Below are 21219 nucleotides of genomic sequence, written 5' to 3'. Positions count from 1 at the left end.
ACACTGGGTCGCCTGAACATGAAACCTCCTCGACCCGAAATTACACGATGCTGACCGTTCCAACTTTCTCCACTTCACGAACCGAAATCGCTGGCCAACCTGTTGCCGATCTGGCCGCGAAATTTGGCACTCCACTGTACGTTTACGATCGCGAAGTCATCGACAAACGGATCGCAGACCTGTCGGATTTCGACACGATCCGGTACGCCCAAAAAGCGTCAAGCAACCTTGCCATCCTCGACCGAATCCGCAAAAGGGGGGTGGTCGTCGATGCCGTTTCCGCTGGCGAAATTCGCCGGGCGATTGCTGCCGGATACTCCACTGACGGTGGCAGCCATGACATCGTTTACACCGCTGACATTTTCGACCGAGAGTCCTTGGACTTGGTGATCGAACATGGGCTTCACGTGAACTGCGGCTCCCCCGACATGATTTCACAGCTAGGTGAACGCCGCCCCGGAAGCGACGTGACCCTTCGAATCAATCCTGGTTTTGGTCATGGCCACAGCCAGAAGACCAACACAGGCGGGCAACAAAGCAAGCACGGAATCTGGCACACCCAAATCAATGATTGCCTGCTTCGGGCTGACCAGACCGGCGTAACGATCACCGGCTTGCACATGCACATTGGCAGCGGCACCGATTTGGAGCACCTAAGCGAGGTCTGCAGCGCCATGGAAAAGGCTGCTCTGGAAGTTGGGCGAACACTGACGACGATCAGTGCTGGTGGTGGACTGCCAGTCCCTTACAAGCACGACGAGACCTACGTTGATTTGGCGAAGTACTTTGAACTTTGGGACGGGGTGCGAAATCGACTCAGCGAGGCTTTCGGCCACCGTTTGAACCTAGAAATCGAACCGGGCCGATATCTGTCCGCTGAAAGCGGCTACCTGATCGCAGAAGTTCGCAGCGTCAAGAAAGTCGGCGAAAACCTGTTCACGCTGGTTGATGCTGGCTTCAATGACCTCGCCCGCCCAGTGATGTATGGAGCTCACCACCCGATTTCGGTAACGGCCGCCTCTGGCGACGCTGCTGCTCGCGAAGAAGTTGACATGGTGATCGGTGGCCCACTTTGCGAATCCGGAGACATCTTTACCCAACGCGAAGGTGGTTTCGTAGATTCCCGAAAGCTGCCAATTGTTCGTGTGGGTGATTTCATCGTGATTGAAAACGCCGGTGCCTACGGCTTCGTAATGTCAAGCAACTACAACAGCAAGACGAGAGCGGCGGAAGTCTTGATCGAAGACGGCGAAGCGAAACTGATCCGGGCTCGCGAAACTTTCGACGACCTGATCCGTGGCGAAGTGATTCCTCAATAGGGCAAGCCCGTCACAGAAGACGACATGAGTCGATCCGCAGCAAGCGGCGCAGCGCACATCAAACCAAGTGCCGATGGCGCTGCATACATTCGGTGGACATAATCTCCAAGCTGCTACCGCGAACGGCTACTTTGGCGAGCTACTTTGAAGGTTCGGCTGATGGCAACCGCTTCAGCATCAACAATCTCATCTCAGCCACTTCGCCACCATTGACCTTTGACGCTGATAGCTTGAGCATCGCTCGGCCTGCAGCGAGTCGAATGGTCCCAAGATTCATTGGCCGCCAGTCTTTCACATAGCCTTCCTGACGCACGACTCGATCATCGGCAGCGCCCACTAAATCGCTCACGTTGGCGTGCTGAATGACTGATTCAATCGCTTGCTCACCAAATTCAAGTCGAACCACCGACCCCACACTTGATGGTTCACAAGCGTAGTACATGACCACCTCAAACTCGCCGTCGGATAGCACGTCGGCATCCCACACGATCGCATCGTCCGGCGATGTCCAGTTCGTCATGTAGGTACAATTTGGATAGCGATTGCTACGAACCATGCCACCGATCGGCTCGGCGTCGCGGGCGGGCAATTGATCCCAAACGGCTTGGGGATGCCCCATCGTGATTGGACGATCGAGTGCATCGGACGACTTGCGAGGTTCCGTTTGCTCGATCCACTTTGCCATCGCATCGCCGAGCCTTCGCGCCTCTTCAGGCTTCTGCTCCCTCAGATCCATCCGTTCGCCAGGATCATTTTCGATGTCGTAAAGACCACCATCGAACTGCATGCGATAGCGCTGATCTCTCGCCGAAACCTTTCCGTTCCAAGCCGAAAACACGATGCGATCAGCAAGGGGCTTGGGTGGTACCGAGTCGGGATTCACCAACAAGCTCGCGATCGATTGACCATCGAGCGGCAATCGCGAATCGTGGCTCGTGCCCGTCAATTCAGAGAGTGTGGGCAATAGATCGATAGCAGCGGACACCTGCGTGACTCGGGTGCCAGGCCTGATTTTCCTCGGGTAGCGGATCAGCAACGGTGACCTTAATCCACCTTCGTGAGTTGACCCCTTTCGTCCACGCATCCCTCCGTTAAACCGCGCTCCATTAGGACCGTTGTCGCTGAAGTAAACAACGATTGTGTCGTCCGCCAACCCGGAAGATTCTAAATGCGACAGTAAACGCCCAACGTTAAAATCAATATTCTCACACATCGCCAGCGCTGCACGTGAGTGGCCCACATCGTTCTTCTTCTGGTTTTCCTTGGCAGGATCCGGCACTAAGTCTTTGTCCTTGAACTTATCCCAAAATGGATCTGGAACCTGCATCGGAGAGTGCGGCGTATTGAGAGGCAAGTAAACGAAAAACGACTCTTCACGATGAGCATCGATAAATTCGATCGCGTGGTTCGTCAGATCATCAACCAAGAAACCTTCGCCTTTGACAATCTTGCCATTGTGTTCAAGCATGGGCGAAAAGTAGTTGCCCCAGTGTCCGCTGCAAAAGCCATAGTAATCATCAAACCCACGAGCGTTCGGGTGATACGGCCACTGCATGCCGCTGTGCCATTTTCCGTACGCCGCCGTAGCGTATCCGGACTGGCGAAACACTTCTGCAATCGTTTGCTCGCCGGCGTCAAAGCGTTCACCGCCCGTCGAAGTGCTGTAAACACCCATTCGAGTGTGATAGCGTCCGGTCAAGAACTCAGCTCGAGTGGGTGAACAGACGGCGCATACATAGAAATGTTCAACTCTGGCGCCATCTCTAGCCAGCGAATCGATATGCGGCGTGGATAGGTTGGGGTTGCCATTGCAACTCAAGTCCCCCCACCCTTGATCGTCGGCCAAAATCACCACGACATTGGGACGCTTGGGGACGTCATCACTGACCGCTTTGTTATCTTGTGAAACGAAGGCAATAGCTGCGACGACAAGGCATGCCTTCACTAAGAACGATCTCGAAGATTGTGCTTTCCCTCGCAGCGGTTGAGCAAACGATGACGAAACACGCATTTGTGCTACCGGCGGCTTGTCGCAAGACAGCTTGCAATTCATATCAACAGTTCCCATTGGTTTCGCAGCCGAATACGCGGTGGTTTCGTTTCCCACCGCTCGGATAAGTTGCGGCTTTGGCAGGCTGAGTTTTAGACGTTCACGGTGATGATGCGAACGTTAACGCTTGGTGAATGGATCGAAAGTGCTGATCATCTGCTTCGGCGTCATCGGCCGCAGCAAACGCAATCACTTGAAACAGGAATTCGTTCTTTTCAAACACGAGGCAACAGTACCGCAACCGACCAGCATCGGTCACATCGCCCGCCACGACGTATCGAATCACCGACAGTCCGTTCACGTCCGCTTCCTCGATATCCTCAATTGTCTTGTTTTCCATTTCCATGGATTCCGCCAAGTTCATGGCCAACTGCTTCATATCGATCGGTTCGCTGGATATGTCTGCGAGCGATTCAATGATCAGAATTCCGATTCGTTCTCGGTGATTGTCATTGCCGTTGTGCAACAGCACCGCGTTGGCGATCGGATTGACACTTGCGGCGGCCCTACCGGTCAAGAGTGACCATTCCTGCGATGGCCGAACAAAACGCGCCCCACTAGGTCGATGACGAAACGAGATTCCGTCTGCCGGAACCGCAGTGTCATCCATATTGGGCAGATCGCCCGTATTGGACAGATCGCCCGTATTGGACAGATCGCCAGGAACGGCTTCCGTTGAAGTCGCATCTAGCATTGGGGCGATACCGCCTTCATCCTCGTTCATGATTACCATCGACGTGCGAATCTCCGCCGACGCTGAATGGGTTAAGAACTGAACTGCTCCGTCGCTCATCAGCACATGTCCTCCGCCCGGGTGACCTCCTGCGGTTGACGCGATTCCGGGCTGCAGAAACTGATTCATATCAATGTCCTGCGGCTGCATCCACGGAACCGCGAAACCTGAATCGTGCTCGACAACCATCACGGTGTTGGCGGTACCATCGGTGATTTTGTTGATCCGAGTCGGCCGGCTGCCCGAGAACACGCCGTTGGGATGATCAATCGCCAAGTAGGTTGTGTAGTTCGGCTCTACGACCGTCGACGGACACGAGTACACGGACACCGCGCTCGACATCGCCGCTTGATTATCCGGGTGATCCCAAGGCTTGTTAAAGTCAATCTGCTCATACAAGGCTTGCTGTTCCAAGAATGGCAAGATCATCGCTCGCCATGAATGCATCGGGCGACCATTTTGATCGACCGTATAAGCAGGCGGAAACGTTTGATAGGCGGAGTGATAATTGTGCAGCGCCAAACCAATTTGCTTTAGGTTGTTGCTGCAGTTCACTCGTCGCGCCGCTTCACGTGCCGCCTGCACGGCCGGCAAAAGCAACCCCGCGCATACGCCCAGGATGGGAATGAACGCAAACAGGCAAATCGCCGCGATCAAACACGACGACATGCCTTTTTTTGCTGGTGGCGGACCTATTTGACCGGGTTGACCCGGTGGCGGCCCCAACGGCGGAATTCCCTTGGGAGACTGTTGACTTGCAAAAGGGTCACTAAAAGGATCCTGTCCGCTCATTATTGGAGTCCGTTAACCGTGATGACGAAACGCAACGTTGCCTCATCAGATTATCAGATTCCAGTCCCATTGTTGATCGCGACGCTACTTCTTCGCCACTCGATCAAACGATTCAACGAACGGGTTGGTTTGAATCGCGCCTAGCTTTGTTTCCTCATTTGATTCAAGCTTTCCTTGCAACACTGGGTTTACGTGAATGCAAGGATTGGGCAAAACAGGTCCCATGGCGCTTCGCGGAATATAAAAGTCGCTACGCAAGCGACTCTGGTAGCCTGGGCCAGCGCTGACCATCGGTGGTGCTGCGAACGGGCTAACGCCGTAAGGTCGAGCATGCCGAGCACCGTAGTAAACCGGTGGGTTGGTCGCGAAGTAAGGAGGGGTGCGAAGCGACGTTCCGTAGTGAGCTCCGTACGGTTGGTAGAATCCGTAGGGAAGAAATCCTAGTCCGCCGTTAAAACCTTGAGCGGAGACTTCGTTTGCCGCGAACGAAGCCACTAAGATGAGCGTGAAAGACGCGAAGAAAGCTCGCGATTTGTTCAGAAAAGGCATCAGAAACCTCAGTCAATTACACAATGATATGGATCGAAATCCCCGGCCGCTCATCCCACGCTAGTTGCCCGTTGCGATCCTTTCAATCACTACGTTCGTAAGAATCAGACTTTCCCGACCCCTTCCCCCCTTTCACCCACGATTCAGCCCTCGTGAAAATCGCTTGCCTGATCCATTCGCTCGACGGCGGAGGTGCTGAACGCGTGATGGCTGGCCTAGCCTCTCGATTGGCTAACCGGTCACACCAGGTAACTCTTATCACGCTTGACGACGGCACTAGCGATCGTCATCGGGTCAACAAATGCGTACAACGCCTCGCCCTGAACGTGATGGGGCCTAGTCGCGGCAAGCTCTCCGGTGCCTGGAATGTCCTGCACCGAGTTCACAGAATCCGAACCGAACTGGCCAAAGTTTCGCCCGACGTGCTGCTGTCGTTTTGTGATCGCACCAACGTTTTAGCTGGCCTAGCAGTCGGGCCGGTTAAAAGCCACGGTCACATCCCCACCGTGCTGAGCGAGCGTAGTGATCCAACGCGTCAAAAGCTGCCCAAGCTATGGCGATGGTTGCGTCGGCGAGCGTACCGCAGCGCGGACTTGATTGTCACGCAAACCGACGACGCGGCTGATTTTTTTCGCGAACACGGCTTCCGCACTCCGGTGCAAGTCATTGCATCCGCTGTGGACCAACCACCTTTCGCCAGCGATCGCAAAATGGCGGCTAGCAATCGACGGATCATCGGCGTCGGCCGACTCGCCCACGAAAAAGGCTTCGATCGCTTGCTGGATGCTTTTGCGATCCTGTCACCTAAGTATCCCGACTGGACGCTGCGAATTTTGGGAGAAGGCGATCGGCGGCCCGATCTGGAAAAGCAAATCGCTGACTACGGGTTGACTGACCGAGTGAGCTTGCCCGGTTGGGTTAGCCCTGCGTGGAACGAACTTGGCGAAGCAACGATATTTGTTCTGCCGTCACGTTACGAAGGATTCCCGTCGGCGCTGATGGAAGCCATGGCTATGGGTGTGCCGTCGGTGGCGTTGGCCGAGCAAGCGGGATCGAAAGCCATCATTCGCGATCGTGAGAACGGATGGCTTGCTGGCCCCACGGCCGAAGAGATCGCCAAAGCAATCGAAGAAACCATCAGCAACGAATCCCAACGCGAGGTGATCGCTCGAAACGGCGTCGACGTCCTTGAAACATTCGGCTGGGACGTCATGGTCGACGCCTATGAACGAGCACTCCGAGCATCAATTCCCTCGTAGAACGGAATTCCATTGGGCGACATACTGCGAAATCGACTCTTGCGGTAGAATACGACCTGTTGTTCGTCCAGGCTTTTCGGGGGGAGATCCCAACGTTGAATTTATTGACATTCGTTTGCGTCGCTCTTGCGGGAATCCTTCCTGTGGAAGTGAGCACAACATCGGGCGAAACCTATCAAGGTAGCCTTTCCGCGATCGCGACCGATGGCTTGGTGCTTGATCAAGACGGAGCGAAACAAACAATTAGTTTGGAAGAATTGACGGGCCTTTCCGTCGTGGATGCCCCACCTAGAACGGGCCCCAAATCGCAAATCACATTTGTGGGCGGTTCGCGAATCTTTGCACGCGATATTCGGATCGCTGGCGAAACCGCCGAGATCGAACTCCCGCGGCAACCTTTGCTTCGCGTTCCTGTTCAATCCATTCGTGCGATTCGGTTTGCGGGGCCCGCCGCTGAAACCGATGCTGCGTGGCTGGGAATTCTCGAAAAAGAGACTCGTGGCGATACGATGGTGATTCGTCGCCCTGGCAACCGACTCGATCCAACGATTGGAATTGTCGAAGGCATTGCCGGTGACAAGGTAAATTTCAATCTGGACGGTGACTCTGTGGCCGCTCCCATCGATCGGCTCGAGGGAATCATCTTTGGTGCGACCTCGTCGTCGAAATCGTCTAAGCCTGTCACGATCACCGATGTCTACGGATCGACGTGGTTGGTTGACGAAGTCGTTGCTGAACCCAGTTCACCGAGCTTAGAAATACGTTTCGACAATGCCATACATCGTTTGCCGCTAGAACTTCTTAGCTCGATCCGTTGGTCTAGCGGATTGATGATGCTGGCGAGCGTCGAACCGGCTGAGACGAGTTTAAAGCCATCGTTGGCAGTCAACATTGATCCAGCTCTCGTTGAAAGTTTGCTAGGACCTCAATCCGTCGGACTAGAAGACTTGATATTGCGCGGCGGATGTTCAACCGAATATCGAATTGAAGACGGGTTCCGAACCTTCAGCGGCTCGGTGCGTCGCGACGAACGGGTGAAGTCAGCCAGCGAGGTGAGCGTGCGCATTTTACTTGATGGCGAATTGGTATGGAAAGAATCACTCCCCGACGCCCAGGCACGTGGATTCGAATTGGACATCAACAACGCAAGACGAGTCACGTTGCAGGTCGATTCCGGCAACGATGGTGATATGGGTACAACGATCCGTTTCAACCGACCCCGTTTGTTGAAATAGACTCCCAGCAATCCGCTCTCTGCTTTCGATAGAACTAACGATCACGGAATGACAACATGAGAACGATATTTCAGTTCGCGTTGATCGCATTGGCATGCGTAGGGAACGTTAGCACCACGGTCGCCGATGGACCTTTGCAACTACCGTCGATCGTTGCGGAAGCCGAACAGGCTAGAGTCGAAGCCGTCAATCGCGCGACTCCCTCAGCAGTCAGCATCTTCATCCCCGGTGGTGGAGGTGGCGGTAGTGGCGTGTTGATCTCGCCCGAGGGTTATGCGTTGACCAACTTTCACGTCACATCGCCCGCCGGTTCTTTCATGCGATGTAGCCTTGCCAATGGCAATGTCTACGATGCAGTCATCGTGGGAATCGATCCCGTCGGCGACTTAGCCATGATTCAACTGCTTGGCGAAGATGGCCCAAGAAACGACTGGGCGTATGCCACCATGGGTAATTCGCGAGCTGCGCAGGCTGGCGATTGGTGCATGGTGATTGGCAACCCCTTTTTGTTGGCTTCGAATCTTGAACCAACGGTCACCTGGGGAATCCTGAGCGGTGTCAATCGCTATCAGTATCCATCAGGCACCTTGCTTGAATATGGCGATTGCCTGCAAACCGATGCATCGATCAATCCAGGCAACTCGGGCGGACCAATCTACGATGCTCAAGGCAGGGTGCTTGGTATCGTCGGTCGTTGCTCATTCGAAAAACGCGGCCGCGTGAATGTCGGCGTTGGATACGCGATCTCAATCAACCAATGCAAGAACTTCCTGGGCTATCTTCGCAGCGGACGCATTCTTGATCACGCGACGCTTGGCGCGACCGTGGCAACGGCCCCGGACGGAGGTGGCGTGCGCGTTACAAACATCCTGGAATCCAGTGATGCGTATCGGCGTGGCCTGCGATACGATTCCGAGATTCTGGAAATCGACGGGCGAATTGTTAGCACGGCCAACGATCTGCAGAACGTGATGGCGACCTTCCCGAGTGGTTGGCGAGTGAAGGTTCGATTTCGCGAAAACGGCAAGACGCAGGAAACGCTCGTGCGACTCCGCAGCGTTCACTTGCCTGATGAACTGCTCGAAAAAATGAAAGGAGCTTTGCCTCCGCCGCCACCGCGTGAAGAGCCCAAACCTGAAGAAGGCGAAGAAGAGGATGGCGAGAGTGAAGATGACCCGCACGGGCACACGACCGTGGCGGAATCTGGCGACATCCCAGAAAACGTGCAAGCGAGATTGATCGAACGCAATGGTTATGCCAACTATTTTTTCAACGAACAGGAACAGCAATCCTTCATCGAGTCGTTGCGTAAGCAGAACCCGATCACAGACGCCGATCGTGAATCTCCACCACGCAGCAATTGGGTGATCACGGGAATCACAGATGACGCAAAAGCAGAACCAGTAAAGTTAATGATCACGGACGAAAAGATCGCGATGGTAGTGGGCGAGCGATCGCTAGAGGCGGATGGCAAAGGCGATATTTACGATGCCATATCGGCACGTTCAATCGGTGGTATTACCGCCGCACTCGACGGTTGGCGGCGAATGATCGCGGACGGGCCCAAGAAATTTGGCGAATGTTATTATCTGGGTACGATGCCGCTCGGGGGTGAACGACCGCTTCGTGATTGCATGGTCGGAATTGACGGTGAAATTGAAGTGCGTTTTCTTTCGCATCCTGATTCTCAAATGGTCGAAGTGATCGAAGCGTTCGCGGACCGCGATGAAGATCCCGCCGAGTTGTGGATCACTCACGATATCGGCAACACCGATGCCGTGCCGAGCACATTAGATCTTCGTTATGGAACCGAGTCGTTCTTAAAGATTAAAGTCACCGACTGGACTTCAACATTGCCAGACAAGCCAAACGATCCCGGCAAAGCAATCGCGCCAGAAGGATCCAACGAACCGAAAAACACAGGAGCCGAATCATGATTCGTTTCCTCTGCTTGCTGACGATTGCAGTTGGCGTTTCCACCTCGCATGCGCAATCGTCGCTTCACCCATGGGCACGCGAGGCTCAGACCAAGGTTGCTAAGATCTATGGCGCTGGCGGACTGAAAGAACTCGAAGCCTATCAAAGTGGCTTCTTGGTTTCGCCTGAAGGACACATTGCGACCGCGTGGAGTTACGTGCTTGATGTAGAGCCGATTGTGTTACTCGATGATGGCCGCCGCTTTGAAGCTGAAATCATCCACTTCGATCCCGCGATTGAAATTGCCGTTTTGAAGATCGAAGCGTCGGGCCTACCGTACTTTGCCGTTCCCAAAACTCGCACGGTGAACTACGGCGACCCGGTTCTGGCGATCAGTAACCTATTCAACGTGGCGACCGGAAATGAACCCGCCAGCGTGATGCAAGGTACGGTCGCCGCGATCGCTCCTCTAGATGCTCGCAGCGGAACCTTCGAAACACCTTACCGAGGCGACGTGCTGGTGCTGGACTTGATCGCCAACAATCCGGGTGCTGCTGGCGGGGCGTTGGTCGATAGCGATGGCAACTTGGTGGGAATGCTGGGAAAAGAACTACGCGACGCGGCAACGGGTGTGTGGCTCAACTATGCACTGCCCGCAGATGTTTTTCGAAAGACTATCGGAGACATTATTGCCGGACGTGTGGCCACCACGACGCAAACTAAAGATCCGATGTTGCCTCGCAATGAATCCCACAACATCCAATCACTTGGATTGGTACTCGTGCCCGACGTGCTGGAAACCACTCCTGCGTTCGTGGATGAGGTCATTGAAGGGACTCCCGCTTACGCGAGCAAGTTGCGGCCTGACGACTTGATTTTGCTCGTCGATGGACAGCGAGTGGAAAACCAACGATCTCTTGCAAAACTGTTGCGAACGATTGACCGCCGCGACAACGTTGCAATGACGATTCAACGTGATACTGAAATCCTGACGGTGGTACTGAAGCCATGATGATGAACCCGCTTAACAACATCGCCGTTCTGTTTTGCTGTTGGCTCGCCTGGCAGGGCACCGCTACCGCCGATGACGTTGCGTATCGAAAGGCAATGGCTCAATCGGTGCGTGCCGCCGCCGATCATGTGTTGCCGTCAGTCGTTCGCGTTGAAGTGATCGGCACTAGTGGCGAGGTCAAAGGAGAGGTTGAGCAAGACGCGCCCACGTCAGGTTTGATCGTTAGCGACAGTGGCGAAATCTTGGTGTCGAGTATCGTCATGCGACGTCCCTCGGCAACAATTTTGGTCGTATTGCCCGATGGGTCGCGCAGCGCCGCAACTCTTGTGGCGCAAGATCATCATCGTGACTTGGTTTTGCTGAAGATCAAAACGGATGCGAAACTTCAACCAGTTGATTTAAGCGCGCCAACGGACACTCCCATCGGGGCAACGACCATCGCGGTGGGGCGATATGGGTCCAAGCAATCGCCCATGGTTAGCACCGGGATCTTAAGTGCCAAAGGTCGGCTCGATGGCATTGCCATTCAGACGGACGCACGAGTCACCCCGGCAATGTACGGTGGCCCGCTGATCGATTTGTACGGCAACGTACTAGGCGTTTTGATTCCCGCGGTTGCCGAAGGCGGAGCAGAAGATGCGACTAGCTGGTACGACTCTGGAATCGCGTTTGCTATCCCGAGCGATGTTATCGCGAAGAAACTGCAGCGACTTCGCGATGGCAAGGACATCAAAAAAGGCATCATCGGTATCGTCGCTGCCAGCAAGGACACTAACGATACCGATACCAGCATCGCGGCAGTTCGCACACGATCGGCCGCCGAATTGGCTGGTGTTCGGGCGGGCGATGTGGTGTTGAGCGTTCAAGGGACTCCGGTCACGCGGTACCAGCAAATACGCCAAGTACTCGGCAGCTACGACGCCGAAGAAACGATCACGTTGAAGGTCAAACGCGGTGACCAAGAATTGGATATCGACGTGGTGCTGACCGATTCCATACCGCCGCTTCAACCTCAACGCTTGGGGGTAGCGATCTCAGAGAACCGTTTGGACGACGACAATTATCGGTTAATTATTGATGCGATCATCCCCGGCACAGCTGCCGATGGCTTGCTTAAGCCTGGTGACCAGATCACGAAGTTTGATGGGCAAGACGTCGATTCCCTTTCGTCGCTACGACGCAAATTCATTTCGGCTGACCCCGATCGCAAAGTTAAGCTGGAATTTTCGCGAGACTCGAATCTCGAAACTCGCGAAATTGATTTATCTGATGTCGCTGGTGCTGCCATCGAATCGTTGCCCGCGAACTGGCAAGTCGACGACAAGGAATGGGAAACATCGGAAATCAAGTTGCCCGACTCAGCCAACGTGGCCGCCTATGTGGCACCACCGGTTGCCGAAGGCGAAGCGTTGACCAAGGACCTTGGCCTGATGGTTTTATTGTTGGAACCCGGCAAAGAGAAGCCGATTGACGCAGTCAAATCATGGCAACCGTCGGCCAAAGCGTTAGGCGTGGTCGTCTGTGCCATTGCTTCGGAAGACGCCAGTCGTTGGCAACCCAAGGAACTGGAAGTGGTTGCGAATTTTGCATCCGCGATGCTGAAGAAAGCTCCCATTGACTCCAACGCCGTAGCGGTAACATCGATGGGTGCGGTCACCGGAACGAAGGCATCCGCAGCGGATTCGATGGCGTTAGCCGTTGCGTTTTCGCAAAGCGAACGATTTTTTGGCGTAGCCGTCGCGGCGGAATCTCGCCCTCCCGCGGTGCGTTTGCGTCAAAACGAACCGTCGACATCACTGCAAATTTTCATGCCGACTTCGACCAAGGATGAATTGCCAACATGGTCTGCTGCTGTGGAACAGGCGGGCTATCCAATCATCTTGGGTGGAAATGCAAAGGACAAAGACGTGCTTCGATGGGTGCGTTTGCTGCAAACGTTGTAAGTCCACAACGAAACTTGCTTCACAGCAAACCTTTTTCCACGTTCGTTTGATCGCCCGTCCATTTCGGTTCCGGATACTCCACGTCACCGTCTCGAACCGATGCCTTATCGGTTAGCAGCTTAAGATGGTCGATTGAATACAGCCGGGGTAACACTTGGTCACCGCGACGCAATCGGTAGGCGATGCGTCCTTTGCGACGGATGTAGTGCATGCCCCAGACTTCAGCAACAAACAACTCACGTTCCAGCCCGGTGCCAATCGTTTCCACTTGGTCGCCAATGTCGATGCCTTCGTGCTGGACCTTCAACCACATGCACGGACGCAATCGAAAACGAGTTTTGCCGTAACGAAAGTGGTAGTACGTTCCGTCGAACGATTCTCGTTTGAGCACCCGTTCGCTCGGAAAGCATCTTGTCGCGGTCGCAACATCATCAGGATGGATAAATGATTGTCCGTCCGCGGGCCAACGGGCGATGCATCCGTAGTCAGGGAGTGGTGGCCACTGCATGATCAATAGAATTCGGCGACAGGCATGACGAATATTTTACCATCACCAATTCGACCACAACGCGCGACTTCGACGATCTTCTCGAGCACTTCCTCGCAGCGTGACTCATCGACCCACAAGGTAATCTCGACCTTGGGCAAGAACGTTTGATCGAAATCCGTATGGTCGTATTCGTCCAGGTAACTCTTTTGCCGTCCAAATCCTTTGACTTCGTTGACGCATATTGCCTCGACGGGCGCACGGCGAAGTTTTGCCAAAACGTCTTCGGCGAGGTGGGGTCGAACAATGGCAACGATTTGCTTCATGGTCGTATTCTAGCCTGTGGATAAATGCTTGTCTTGCGGCATCGCATTAGATCACCGCCGGCGCAAGAAAAACGCTCGGCTTCCCCCCGAAAGCCGAGCGTTTTCGCTCAGTAACTTGCATGTTCTTTGCAGATGTCCCCTTGGTGTCCTTCCACCGGCTCCCAAGCCAAGGGTACGTGTGCGACCTTACGACGTTTCCGTCGCTGAACGTGCAGAGGCTAAAAAGCGGCGTTTAGACACTGAAGCTGCCAATTCGCCAAAATCAAATTCGTCCGCGATTGTGTTCGCGGCGAGTGCAAGATTGCTGAAGACATTGGTCCCGATCACCGCGGTGGCGTTGTTACCAGGATCAAGTTGGCCGTCGCGGAAACCGGCAGGCTGAATCTCAGTGACCTGATAGGTTCCTGCGGCAAGCTGTGCGAACACGTAGTCACCAGCGGCGTCCGTGTTCACGGTCCGGGTGACATTGTTTCCAAGCGAATCGGTGCCAGTCAGGTTCAACGTTACGTTGGCAATACCGGTTTCGCCGTTGTCTTGAATACCATTGCCATTGGCATCCAGGTAAACCGTCCCTTCAATTCGCGAAGTCACAGGATCGACGACCGTTTGGGCGGTTGCCGAATTATTGTTCGGATTGACTTCGGATGTCGTGGTCACGACGGACGCGGTGTTGACCAACGTGCCCGATGCTCCCGTATTGATCGTGGCTTCGATCAAGAAGGTAAAGAAGCCGTCGTCGGCAATCGTTCCTGCGTTGACAGTCACCACTCCACTTGCGGCGGATGCACCCGTTAAGGCTTGCCCGTTCAAGTCCGTTACCGCAGTGAAGGTCACGCCGGCTGGCAATGTGTCCGTGACTACAACACCGGCTGCCGCAGCAGGTCCCGCGTTGTCAACTCGCACGGTGTAAGTCAACGTGCCGCCCGATTGAGCATTGGCTGCGTCAACTGTCTTAGAGATCGTCAGCTCAGCTTGCGGCGTGACGGTGATGGTAACCGTGTCGCTGTTGTTTGTGATATCGTCTTCACCAGCGGCGGTCATGTCTGGAACGCTAGCAGTGTTGACAATCGTTCCATTGGCGGTATCCGCAACGACGAACGACAATGTCGCGTTCATACTTTGTCCCGAGTTCAAGATGACTCCGGGGAATGTAACGTTGCTTCCGCTGAGCACGCCGTTGACACCGTTGAACGTACCCGAGCTGAACGTCAATCCCGCAGGAACCGCGTCCGTCAAGATCACGTTGGTAGCAGTACTCGGGCCTTCGTTGAGCACGTTGACGTTGTAAGTTACCGTCGAACCAATCCCAGGCGTTGTACTGCCGCTAGTCAAAGTCTTGTCGACGACAACGTCAAACACAGGTGTGAGCGTCGTCGTTGCACTGTCGCTGTTGTTAGTATCGTCGAGTTCGGTTGCAGTCGATGTGACTGAGGCAGGGTTCACAACGGTTCCGGTTGCAGCCTGAGGAACGTCCACTGTGACCGTGAACGTACGAGTCTCGCCGACGGGAAGGCTATCGAAGCCAACCGTGATCGTATTGGTACCCGTGTCAAAGTTCTGACTGTCAGCCGTTGTTGCCGTGATTACCGGGTTGACGACGTTGGCCGGCAAAACATCCGTCACGATTACATCGACCGCATCACTCACGCTGTCGGTGTCGTGCGAAACGGTAAACGTGTAGACCAACTGATCTTGTCCGGGAACCGCAGTCGAAAGATCCACTGTCTTGGTCAAAATCAAGTCAACCACGCGTCCGACAGTGATTGGGACTGTCGAGGTATTGTTTCCAGGCACCGTGTCAGTATCTGTGGTCGCAATTACCGCTGTGTTGTCGATGGTTCCGGTCGCACCCGCGTCAATCAGAACATCAAACTCGAAGAAGAACGACTCGTCGCGATCCAAATCACCGACATCGAATGTCAATGTTTGTCCGCTTTGGTTGAGCGTTACGCCGGTAGTGCCAGGATCGAAGCTGCCATTTACAAGCGTTAGGTCCGCTGCAAGTGTATCGGTCACGGTGACGCCGCGGGCCTGGCTCGGACCATCGTTGTCGACCAACACTCGATAGGTGACCACGCCACCTGCGGTTGCATTCCCAGTGACCGTCTTGGTGACAAGCACGTCAACCGATCGGTTGATATCCGTGTCCTCAAAGGTCGTGTTGTTGTCTGGATTCGGGTCCGTGTTTGGATCGGCCGTTACGGTCGCATTGTTCCGGACCGTGCTGCCGGCATCACCGTCGACGTTGACCACGATGCGAGCCGTTGCACTGGCACCATTGGCGAGTGTCCCAATGGTGGCGATGATGTCGCCCGTACCCGCGTCAACGGTAACTAGGTTGGCTGCACCGTTTACGTTTCCACTTGCGAATGTCACGCCTGCGGGAAGTGTGTCGCGAATCACGACCCCACTTGCATCATCGGGACCGTTATTGGTCACGACAAGGTCGTACTCGATCGTTTCGCCGGCGTTCACCGGATCGGTGACGTCCGTCTTGACGATGACCAAATCGGTAGAGATCAAGTCAAGAACTTCATCGTCATCGTTGTCTGACAAATCCGTTTCCACCTGATCATCGGTAGCCACCGAGATCGTATTGGTGATATCGTTCGTCTGGCCAACAAGGATGTCAGAGGTCAGTTGGAACGTCGCGGTCGTACCCACCGGAATAGTTCCCAGCGAAATGGTCGCGGTTGTTCCGTTGACGCTTTGAGTAAAGTTGCCCGAAGCATTGGCGATGCCGGTAAACGTTAATCCTGCGGGGAAAACGTCGGTTACGACAACGTTGGTGGCGGCCAATGGACCGGCGTTTTGAACGACAATGTCGAACACTGCATTTCCGCCAGAAACGACCGACGACGCAGCATCGTTAAGGGTCTTGGTAATGGCTAGGTTGATCTGGGGGAAGAAACCGAAGTCAACGGTCGTATTTGTGTTCGGATCCGTATCGTCGTCATTTATCGGCTCGCTGTTGGACGCAAGCGTGATCGTACCACTGATCACATCGCCATCGTTGTTGACCGTTCCATTGTCGTCGCTATCAACATTGTCATCGGGGTCGCTCGCCGGATCGTTACCAGTACTGTTGGCAAATCCAAACAGAGCCGCACCGGTTGTGAACTGAGACGCCGGAATGACTGTGGCGTAGTGCCCCGGAATCAGGTCGGGGAAACTGTAAGTGCCGTTGGCTCCACTTGTCGTCGTTGCGATCGGAGTTTGATTAGCCGGATCGACCACGTCGTTTGGACCAGCGAGTTCGTATAGCTGTACGGTCACGCCAGTGATTCCGGCTTCCGTTCCTTCACGCACGCCGTTGTTCTGACCAACGTCTGAGTTGTCGACAAACAATTGGCCGCCGAGCGTTACCGTTTGGATGTTCGCAAGATTGGTGACAACGATTTCGGGAGTGATGGCTTCAGCAATTTCGATGGCTACGTCATTGTTAGACGACAGGGCCAATGAAGCCTCGATCGCGCCGACGTCGTTGAAGTCAGCCGATCCGGTGAACGCACTGAAGCGAACGAAGGTTTCGGAGAAAGCTGCGTCACCAGGCGGAACGGCGATCGTTGTCGTCGATGTGTTTCCACCCGTCGAGTAGATCGTGATGACCAGTTGGGCGCCCACTTGTTCGGACGTTGTTCGCACAATCAAACCTGCATCAGGGTCGATCGCTTCGCCAGCGGCTCCGCCAGCGAGCGAAGCGCCGTTGAGCCCTGTGGCATCAAGTGTGATGTCGTTGTCGTTGCCGTCATACTGCACGAACGCAGTTCCAACCGCATTGCCGGTAGACCCCATGATCAAAGTGCCCGAGGTTGTATCGGCAATCACCTGAATCGCTGTTCCGGACGTATTAACGGCACGAATATCGCGGCCGCCGCCAATCACGTTGGTCAAGCCAGTGGCTGAATCAGTAACTGTCGCACCAGCATTGGCTTGAATGCTTTGCGCACCATCGGTGTAGTCATCGATCAACGCGGTCCGGATGCCGGCGTCGTTGGTGACTTCAACCAAAGTCGCACCGGGAACACTTAGTTGAGGCACATCGGCTTGGACTACGAAATAGGTGCCTGGCGAAAGTTGATCAAAGCGATAACTTCCGTCGATCTGCGAAGTGACAGTCCCGACCAACAGGTCGTTATTGTCAAAGATGTCGTCATTGTTCGTGTCGCTGAACAATTGAATCTGAACACCTTGGGCACCAGCGGTACCGGGCGAAACCAGGTTGCCGGAGTTGTCCACCAGCACCGGTGGGTCCCCAACAGGTGATCCATCAAGGTCTTGGTCGACGAAAGTGGTTCCCGCGATGACGCCAAGGTCCGACGCCATCAATTGGCGTTTTTCCATGGATTCCAAACGAAGACCGCGTCGTTTGACTTTGTTGCGTCGAGTACTTTGATTCTTCTTCGTCAAACGGCTGAGAATGCGTTGCCAAGTCATCTTGGTCGTCCCGTAAACAGTGGGTTGAGCGTGTGTGAACGACAGTGCGATCAATTCATCAATTGTGTGAAACTGCACTGAAGTCGTGATGCGTCTGAATGTCGTGTTGACTCATTCAGACGCAATCTTTGTCATCATCGGCCATAAGGCCTAACAGTCTTGACCGTTACCAGCGATACTCGCCACCAAAGCTGATTCCTTGGACCCAGTAGTCCGTCGTATCGAACTCAAATCCAGGTCGACGAGCACCCTCTACGGTCGCGTCACGAGGGGGAAGCCAGTTTGGATTCACGTCTCGTGAAATTTGATCGCCTGGACGAACCACGTTGGACCAGTAGATAAAGGTGTAGCCAAGCGTTGCTCGCAAATGGTCAGTGAGTTGGTATCCGGCGGTCAAACCGAATTCAGGTACGACCGTGAATTGATCCTGCTCGTAAACCGCAATGTTGGTGGGTTGAGTCAGCAGGCCGCCCTCGAAGGTTTGAACCTGGGGAGTTTGAGTGGTCGTGTTGATCGTGGTGCTGCCGTCGATGCGAACGGTTTGGCGTGTGTTGCCAATTCCCATTCGAAGCAGTGCGTCAAAGGTCCAGAAGCCGCGAGTTCGCTTGTACATCCAACCGATGTCAAAGCCGTTGAACTGGTTGCGAGTCTCAAAACGATCCAAGATATCGAACGATCCAGGATTGCTGGTGTCTGAACTTACCAACGCTTCGGTGACCGTTACGCTCTCTTCAAGTTCTAGGAAACGGTATCCGTACATCGTTTCGGTGCGGCTGCAGTACTTCTCGTCGCAACCACAGAACAACCCCCGTCCGCAGCCTTCGTAACAACATTGCAAGTGGCGAAGATGAACACCGGCTCCCGTCAATTTACTTGTCGCTCTTGCAGTTACATTTCCACTAAGGATCCCTGGGAAGGCGACCAATTCGGCGTCCTCTACCCCTGTTTCAGTATTGAAGAAGGGACGACTAAGCAGCGGGCTTCCGTTGCTGGTTCGACTGTAGCCTTCGCTCTCTTCACCCAACTCGAAGTACTCTGCACCCAATCCCCAAGTGTGGCACTTATCCAACCAAACTCCGAAGCGAAGTCGTCCGCCGTCGATGCTGTCAGTCAGAACATCATTGCCACCGAATAGAGTGCGAGTGTGGCCTTGACCGAGCACACCTGATTCCGTTGCTGGAATCGCGGTTCCCACGCTGGTCGTGACCAACGGAGGCAAGCTCATTCCGTCTTGCCACCACATCAAGTATTCGAAGCTGACCCAACCGTCCTGAGGAACACAAAGCGTCAAGCAAGGACGCCAAGCATTAGGGCTGACCAGTTCGCCGCATGTGCTGCAACCAGCACCACCGCAGCTTCCGCAGCCGAGTGAATCACAGCCGAGCGAGTCGCAACCGCCATCACAGCCGCCTAAGCCGCAACCGCAATCGCCGCCTGGCATCGCATCGCATGAGCTAGGTCCGCCTTCATAGAACTCGCCACCGTCGTACACAGGCAAGCCGTCGATTGGCGAACCCGGCACTGGCGACAGTGCGATTCGATCGTCGAGCTGACCGCGAATTGGCTTTTCGATCACAGACTCCGAGATGACGTGATCGACGAGTTTCACTGTCGATGTTTCAGGGTCCACTAGCGGTTGCTTTGTCGAGGTTGTCGACTTAGTTTCCCGAGTGGGAGCCCAACTTGCTCGAGCCACACGTTCGTTAGCCCGCACGCTCTTGGATGAGCTCGTATTGTAGGCGGACGTCCGACGTGATGAGCTTTGCCCTGTCGGCTCTACCGCATACGTGCTGGTAACGAACATCGCCGCGATGGCGAGGGAGATGATTGATTGGAAGCGGAAGGTAAGCACTGGCTTCACCCATGGATGGCTGGAATATTGTGGACGTGCAAAGTGCCGTCGCACTGAAACTCAAGTTCCCCCCCGGGATTGAATGGCTACCAAAGTCGACACCTGTCGGATTTGGATATTCCCTTCACCAGCTAGATCGTCCAGACGACCAAGAAAGCTCAAACCAAAATCGGAATAATCCGAAAAATCATCAAACCTTGCCCAACCCGCAAAGCTTGACGTTCAGTTTCACAACGTGAATTTCACGCATGAATCAATCGCATTAGACCCGGTTGCGGATATTCCGACGCGGAAATCGATTCCATAACGCCAGACAGCCGATCAGCACAAAGCTGAAAAACGTGCTCATTTCGGGAACGGTAGCAGGAACATCCTCCAGCAAGACCGCGAGCAATTTCGTGTCAAAGTAGTCTTTGGTTGCTTGCGAAAACTTCAGATCACCACGTTGGGTGACAAAGCCAGTGGTACTGGTGGGTTCGCCGACAGCATTTCGAAGAAGATTGTGCGCCAGATAGCGACCCTCGAAAATCGTTAAGTGCAGCGAATCCCGAAACAGGTCGCTGAATTCATCAATGGGCGCAATCCCCGCCTCGATGTCTTTTTTGACCTCATAGAGCACATCCATATGCTTGGTTCTCGAAATTTCCCGTCCCGGATCGGTCGCTGCGAGTTCGGACATCAAGTCGTCGAAGTACTCCGGCGAATGACTCATCACATCGTTGACGTTGCCACCTTCATAGATCGTCGCTATTTCGGCATGCCTCGCCCAACCCGTGTGCAGCAATACTTTTGCGTTGGGTTGCAATTGCATCCAGTGCGAAATGGCATCCACGTCTTCCTGCAGAGTCGAGCGAAAGTGAGGCTGAATCACGAGCCAGTCGTATTGATGGTCAACCAATCCAACATCCCACGACGTAGAATCTGTACCGTTCAATTCCGATGGATGATCGAGAATGTAGGGAAGGTTGCGGCCCGACCGAATGTGCCAGTCCGTTGGTTGGTCAAAGAGCATTGGTCGTGCATCCCAGGTCAGCGAATTCCCAATGAAGAAGATTCCCGCATCGGCGAAACTAACCGTCGTCGAAACGATCGCAACGTTCATAAGCATTCGCACGAACAACCACTTCACGACACTAACTGCTTCAAGCTTCCTACTAAGCATTTCTATCTGAACCGTCATCGTCAGGGCTTCCATCCCGGGGAAATATGGCTGAGTGCATTACTTCGCGGAATTCTAACGAAGGGCAGCAAAACCCCCTAGCCCTTATTTCGGGTGGTTCGATTCCTTCCTCGGTTCAAGAACTCCGC

At 54.4% G+C, this 21219-nt stretch carries 14 protein-coding genes; 6 read left to right on the top strand and 8 right to left on the bottom strand.

All coding sequences use genetic code 11. The features are described from left to right. Positions 1–47: 47 nt before the first annotated feature. On the top strand, positions 48–1319 hold the full coding sequence (gene lysA, locus Pla22_RS12970) for a diaminopimelate decarboxylase (protein ID WP_146514984.1): 1272 nt from the start codon (positions 48–50) through the stop codon (positions 1317–1319). A gap of 139 nt (positions 1320–1458) precedes the next feature. Here lysA and Pla22_RS12965 read toward each other — a convergent pair whose 3' ends face one another. The 3 genes from Pla22_RS12965 to Pla22_RS25530 all read right to left on the bottom strand — a co-directional run bounded on the left by Pla22_RS12965 (position 1459) and on the right by Pla22_RS25530 (position 5443). Beyond that, a complete protein-coding gene (locus Pla22_RS12965; RefSeq protein WP_315854175.1) occupies positions 1459–3372 on the bottom strand; it encodes an arylsulfatase in 1914 nt (637 codons plus the stop codon). 97 nt (positions 3373–3469) lie between these two features. Continuing rightward, positions 3470–4894, bottom strand: a complete 1425-nt coding sequence (locus Pla22_RS12960; RefSeq protein WP_146514983.1) for a DUF1559 domain-containing protein — start codon at positions 4892–4894, stop codon at positions 3470–3472. Between the two features lie 84 nt (positions 4895–4978). Beyond that, positions 4979–5443, bottom strand: coding sequence for a hypothetical protein (locus Pla22_RS25530; protein WP_207310350.1), 465 nt, complete (start codon positions 5441–5443; stop codon positions 4979–4981). A gap of 152 nt (positions 5444–5595) precedes the next feature. Here Pla22_RS25530 and Pla22_RS12950 point away from each other — a divergent pair, with 152 nt between their 5' ends. The 5 genes from Pla22_RS12950 to Pla22_RS12930 all read left to right on the top strand — a co-directional run bounded on the left by Pla22_RS12950 (position 5596) and on the right by Pla22_RS12930 (position 12809). Beyond that, the gene (locus Pla22_RS12950; RefSeq protein WP_146514982.1) at positions 5596–6702 is read left to right on the top strand and encodes a glycosyltransferase family 4 protein; all 1107 of its coding nucleotides are present in this window, start codon (positions 5596–5598) and stop codon (positions 6700–6702) included. Positions 6703–6797: 95 nt separating this feature from the next. After that, entirely contained in the window at positions 6798–7937 is a 1140-nt protein-coding gene (locus tag Pla22_RS12945; protein WP_146514981.1) for an NPCBM/NEW2 domain-containing protein, read from the top strand. Positions 7938–7993: 56 nt separating this feature from the next. Continuing rightward, positions 7994–9874 carry a S1C family serine protease gene (locus Pla22_RS12940; RefSeq protein ID WP_146514980.1) on the top strand — a complete coding sequence of 627 codons (1881 nt, stop codon included), beginning with the start codon at positions 7994–7996 and terminating at the stop codon, positions 9872–9874. Between the two features lie 104 nt (positions 9875–9978). Further along, a complete protein-coding gene (locus Pla22_RS12935) occupies positions 9979–10866 on the top strand; it encodes a S1C family serine protease (RefSeq protein ID WP_390620266.1) in 888 nt (295 codons plus the stop codon). Beyond that, entirely contained in the window at positions 10866–12809 is a 1944-nt protein-coding gene (locus tag Pla22_RS12930) for a PDZ domain-containing protein (RefSeq protein ID WP_165440633.1), read from the top strand. Before Pla22_RS12935 ends, Pla22_RS12930 begins: the two co-directional genes overlap by 1 nt. 19 nt (positions 12810–12828) lie before the next feature. Here Pla22_RS12930 and Pla22_RS12925 read toward each other — a convergent pair whose 3' ends face one another. The 5 genes from Pla22_RS12925 to Pla22_RS12905 form a co-directional block, all read right to left on the bottom strand. Next, positions 12829–13317 carry a hypothetical protein gene (locus Pla22_RS12925; protein WP_146514977.1) on the bottom strand — a complete coding sequence of 163 codons (489 nt, stop codon included), beginning with the start codon at positions 13315–13317 and terminating at the stop codon, positions 12829–12831. 2 nt (positions 13318–13319) lie between these two features. After that, a complete protein-coding gene (locus Pla22_RS12920) occupies positions 13320–13622 on the bottom strand; it encodes a P-II family nitrogen regulator (RefSeq protein WP_146514976.1) in 303 nt (100 codons plus the stop codon). Between the two features lie 186 nt (positions 13623–13808). Then, entirely contained in the window at positions 13809–18137 is a 4329-nt protein-coding gene (locus Pla22_RS12915) for a beta strand repeat-containing protein (protein WP_146514975.1), read from the bottom strand. Positions 18138–18225: 88 nt separating this feature from the next. Beyond that, the gene (locus Pla22_RS12910) at positions 18226–19668 is read right to left on the bottom strand and encodes a BBP7 family outer membrane beta-barrel protein (RefSeq protein ID WP_165440632.1); all 1443 of its coding nucleotides are present in this window, start codon (positions 19666–19668) and stop codon (positions 18226–18228) included. A gap of 505 nt (positions 19669–20173) precedes the next feature. Continuing rightward, positions 20174–21091 (bottom strand): hypothetical protein, encoded by a 918-nt coding sequence (locus Pla22_RS12905; protein ID WP_146514973.1) that lies wholly within the window; start codon positions 21089–21091, stop codon positions 20174–20176. Positions 21092–21219: the final 128 nt, after the last annotated feature.

The organism is Rubripirellula amarantea (assembly GCF_007859865.1).
GTDB lineage: Bacteria > Planctomycetota > Planctomycetia > Pirellulales > Pirellulaceae > Rubripirellula > Rubripirellula amarantea.
The sequence above is the reverse complement of the archived record's forward strand: the minus strand, read 5'-3'. Positions and strand labels throughout refer to the sequence as shown.

Coding starts and splice junctions, on each gene's coding strand:
- Pla22_RS12920 (WP_146514976.1), bottom strand. CDS start 13,622: ATGAAGCAAATCGTTGCCATTGTTCGACCCCACCTCGCCGAAGACGTT.
- lysA (WP_146514984.1), top strand. CDS start 48: ATGCTGACCGTTCCAACTTTCTCCACTTCACGAACCGAAATCGCTGGC.
- Pla22_RS12960 (WP_146514983.1), bottom strand. CDS start 4,894: ATGAGCGGACAGGATCCTTTTAGTGACCCTTTTGCAAGTCAACAGTCT.
- Pla22_RS12925 (WP_146514977.1), bottom strand. CDS start 13,317: ATGCAGTGGCCACCACTCCCTGACTACGGATGCATCGCCCGTTGGCCC.
- Pla22_RS12940 (WP_146514980.1), top strand. CDS start 7,994: ATGAGAACGATATTTCAGTTCGCGTTGATCGCATTGGCATGCGTAGGG.
- Pla22_RS12930 (WP_165440633.1), top strand. CDS start 10,866: ATGATGAACCCGCTTAACAACATCGCCGTTCTGTTTTGCTGTTGGCTC.
- Pla22_RS25530 (WP_207310350.1), bottom strand. CDS start 5,443: ATGCCTTTTCTGAACAAATCGCGAGCTTTCTTCGCGTCTTTCACGCTC.
- Pla22_RS12905 (WP_146514973.1), bottom strand. CDS start 21,091: ATGACGGTTCAGATAGAAATGCTTAGTAGGAAGCTTGAAGCAGTTAGT.
- Pla22_RS12965 (WP_315854175.1), bottom strand. CDS start 3,372: ATGAATTGCAAGCTGTCTTGCGACAAGCCGCCGGTAGCACAAATGCGT.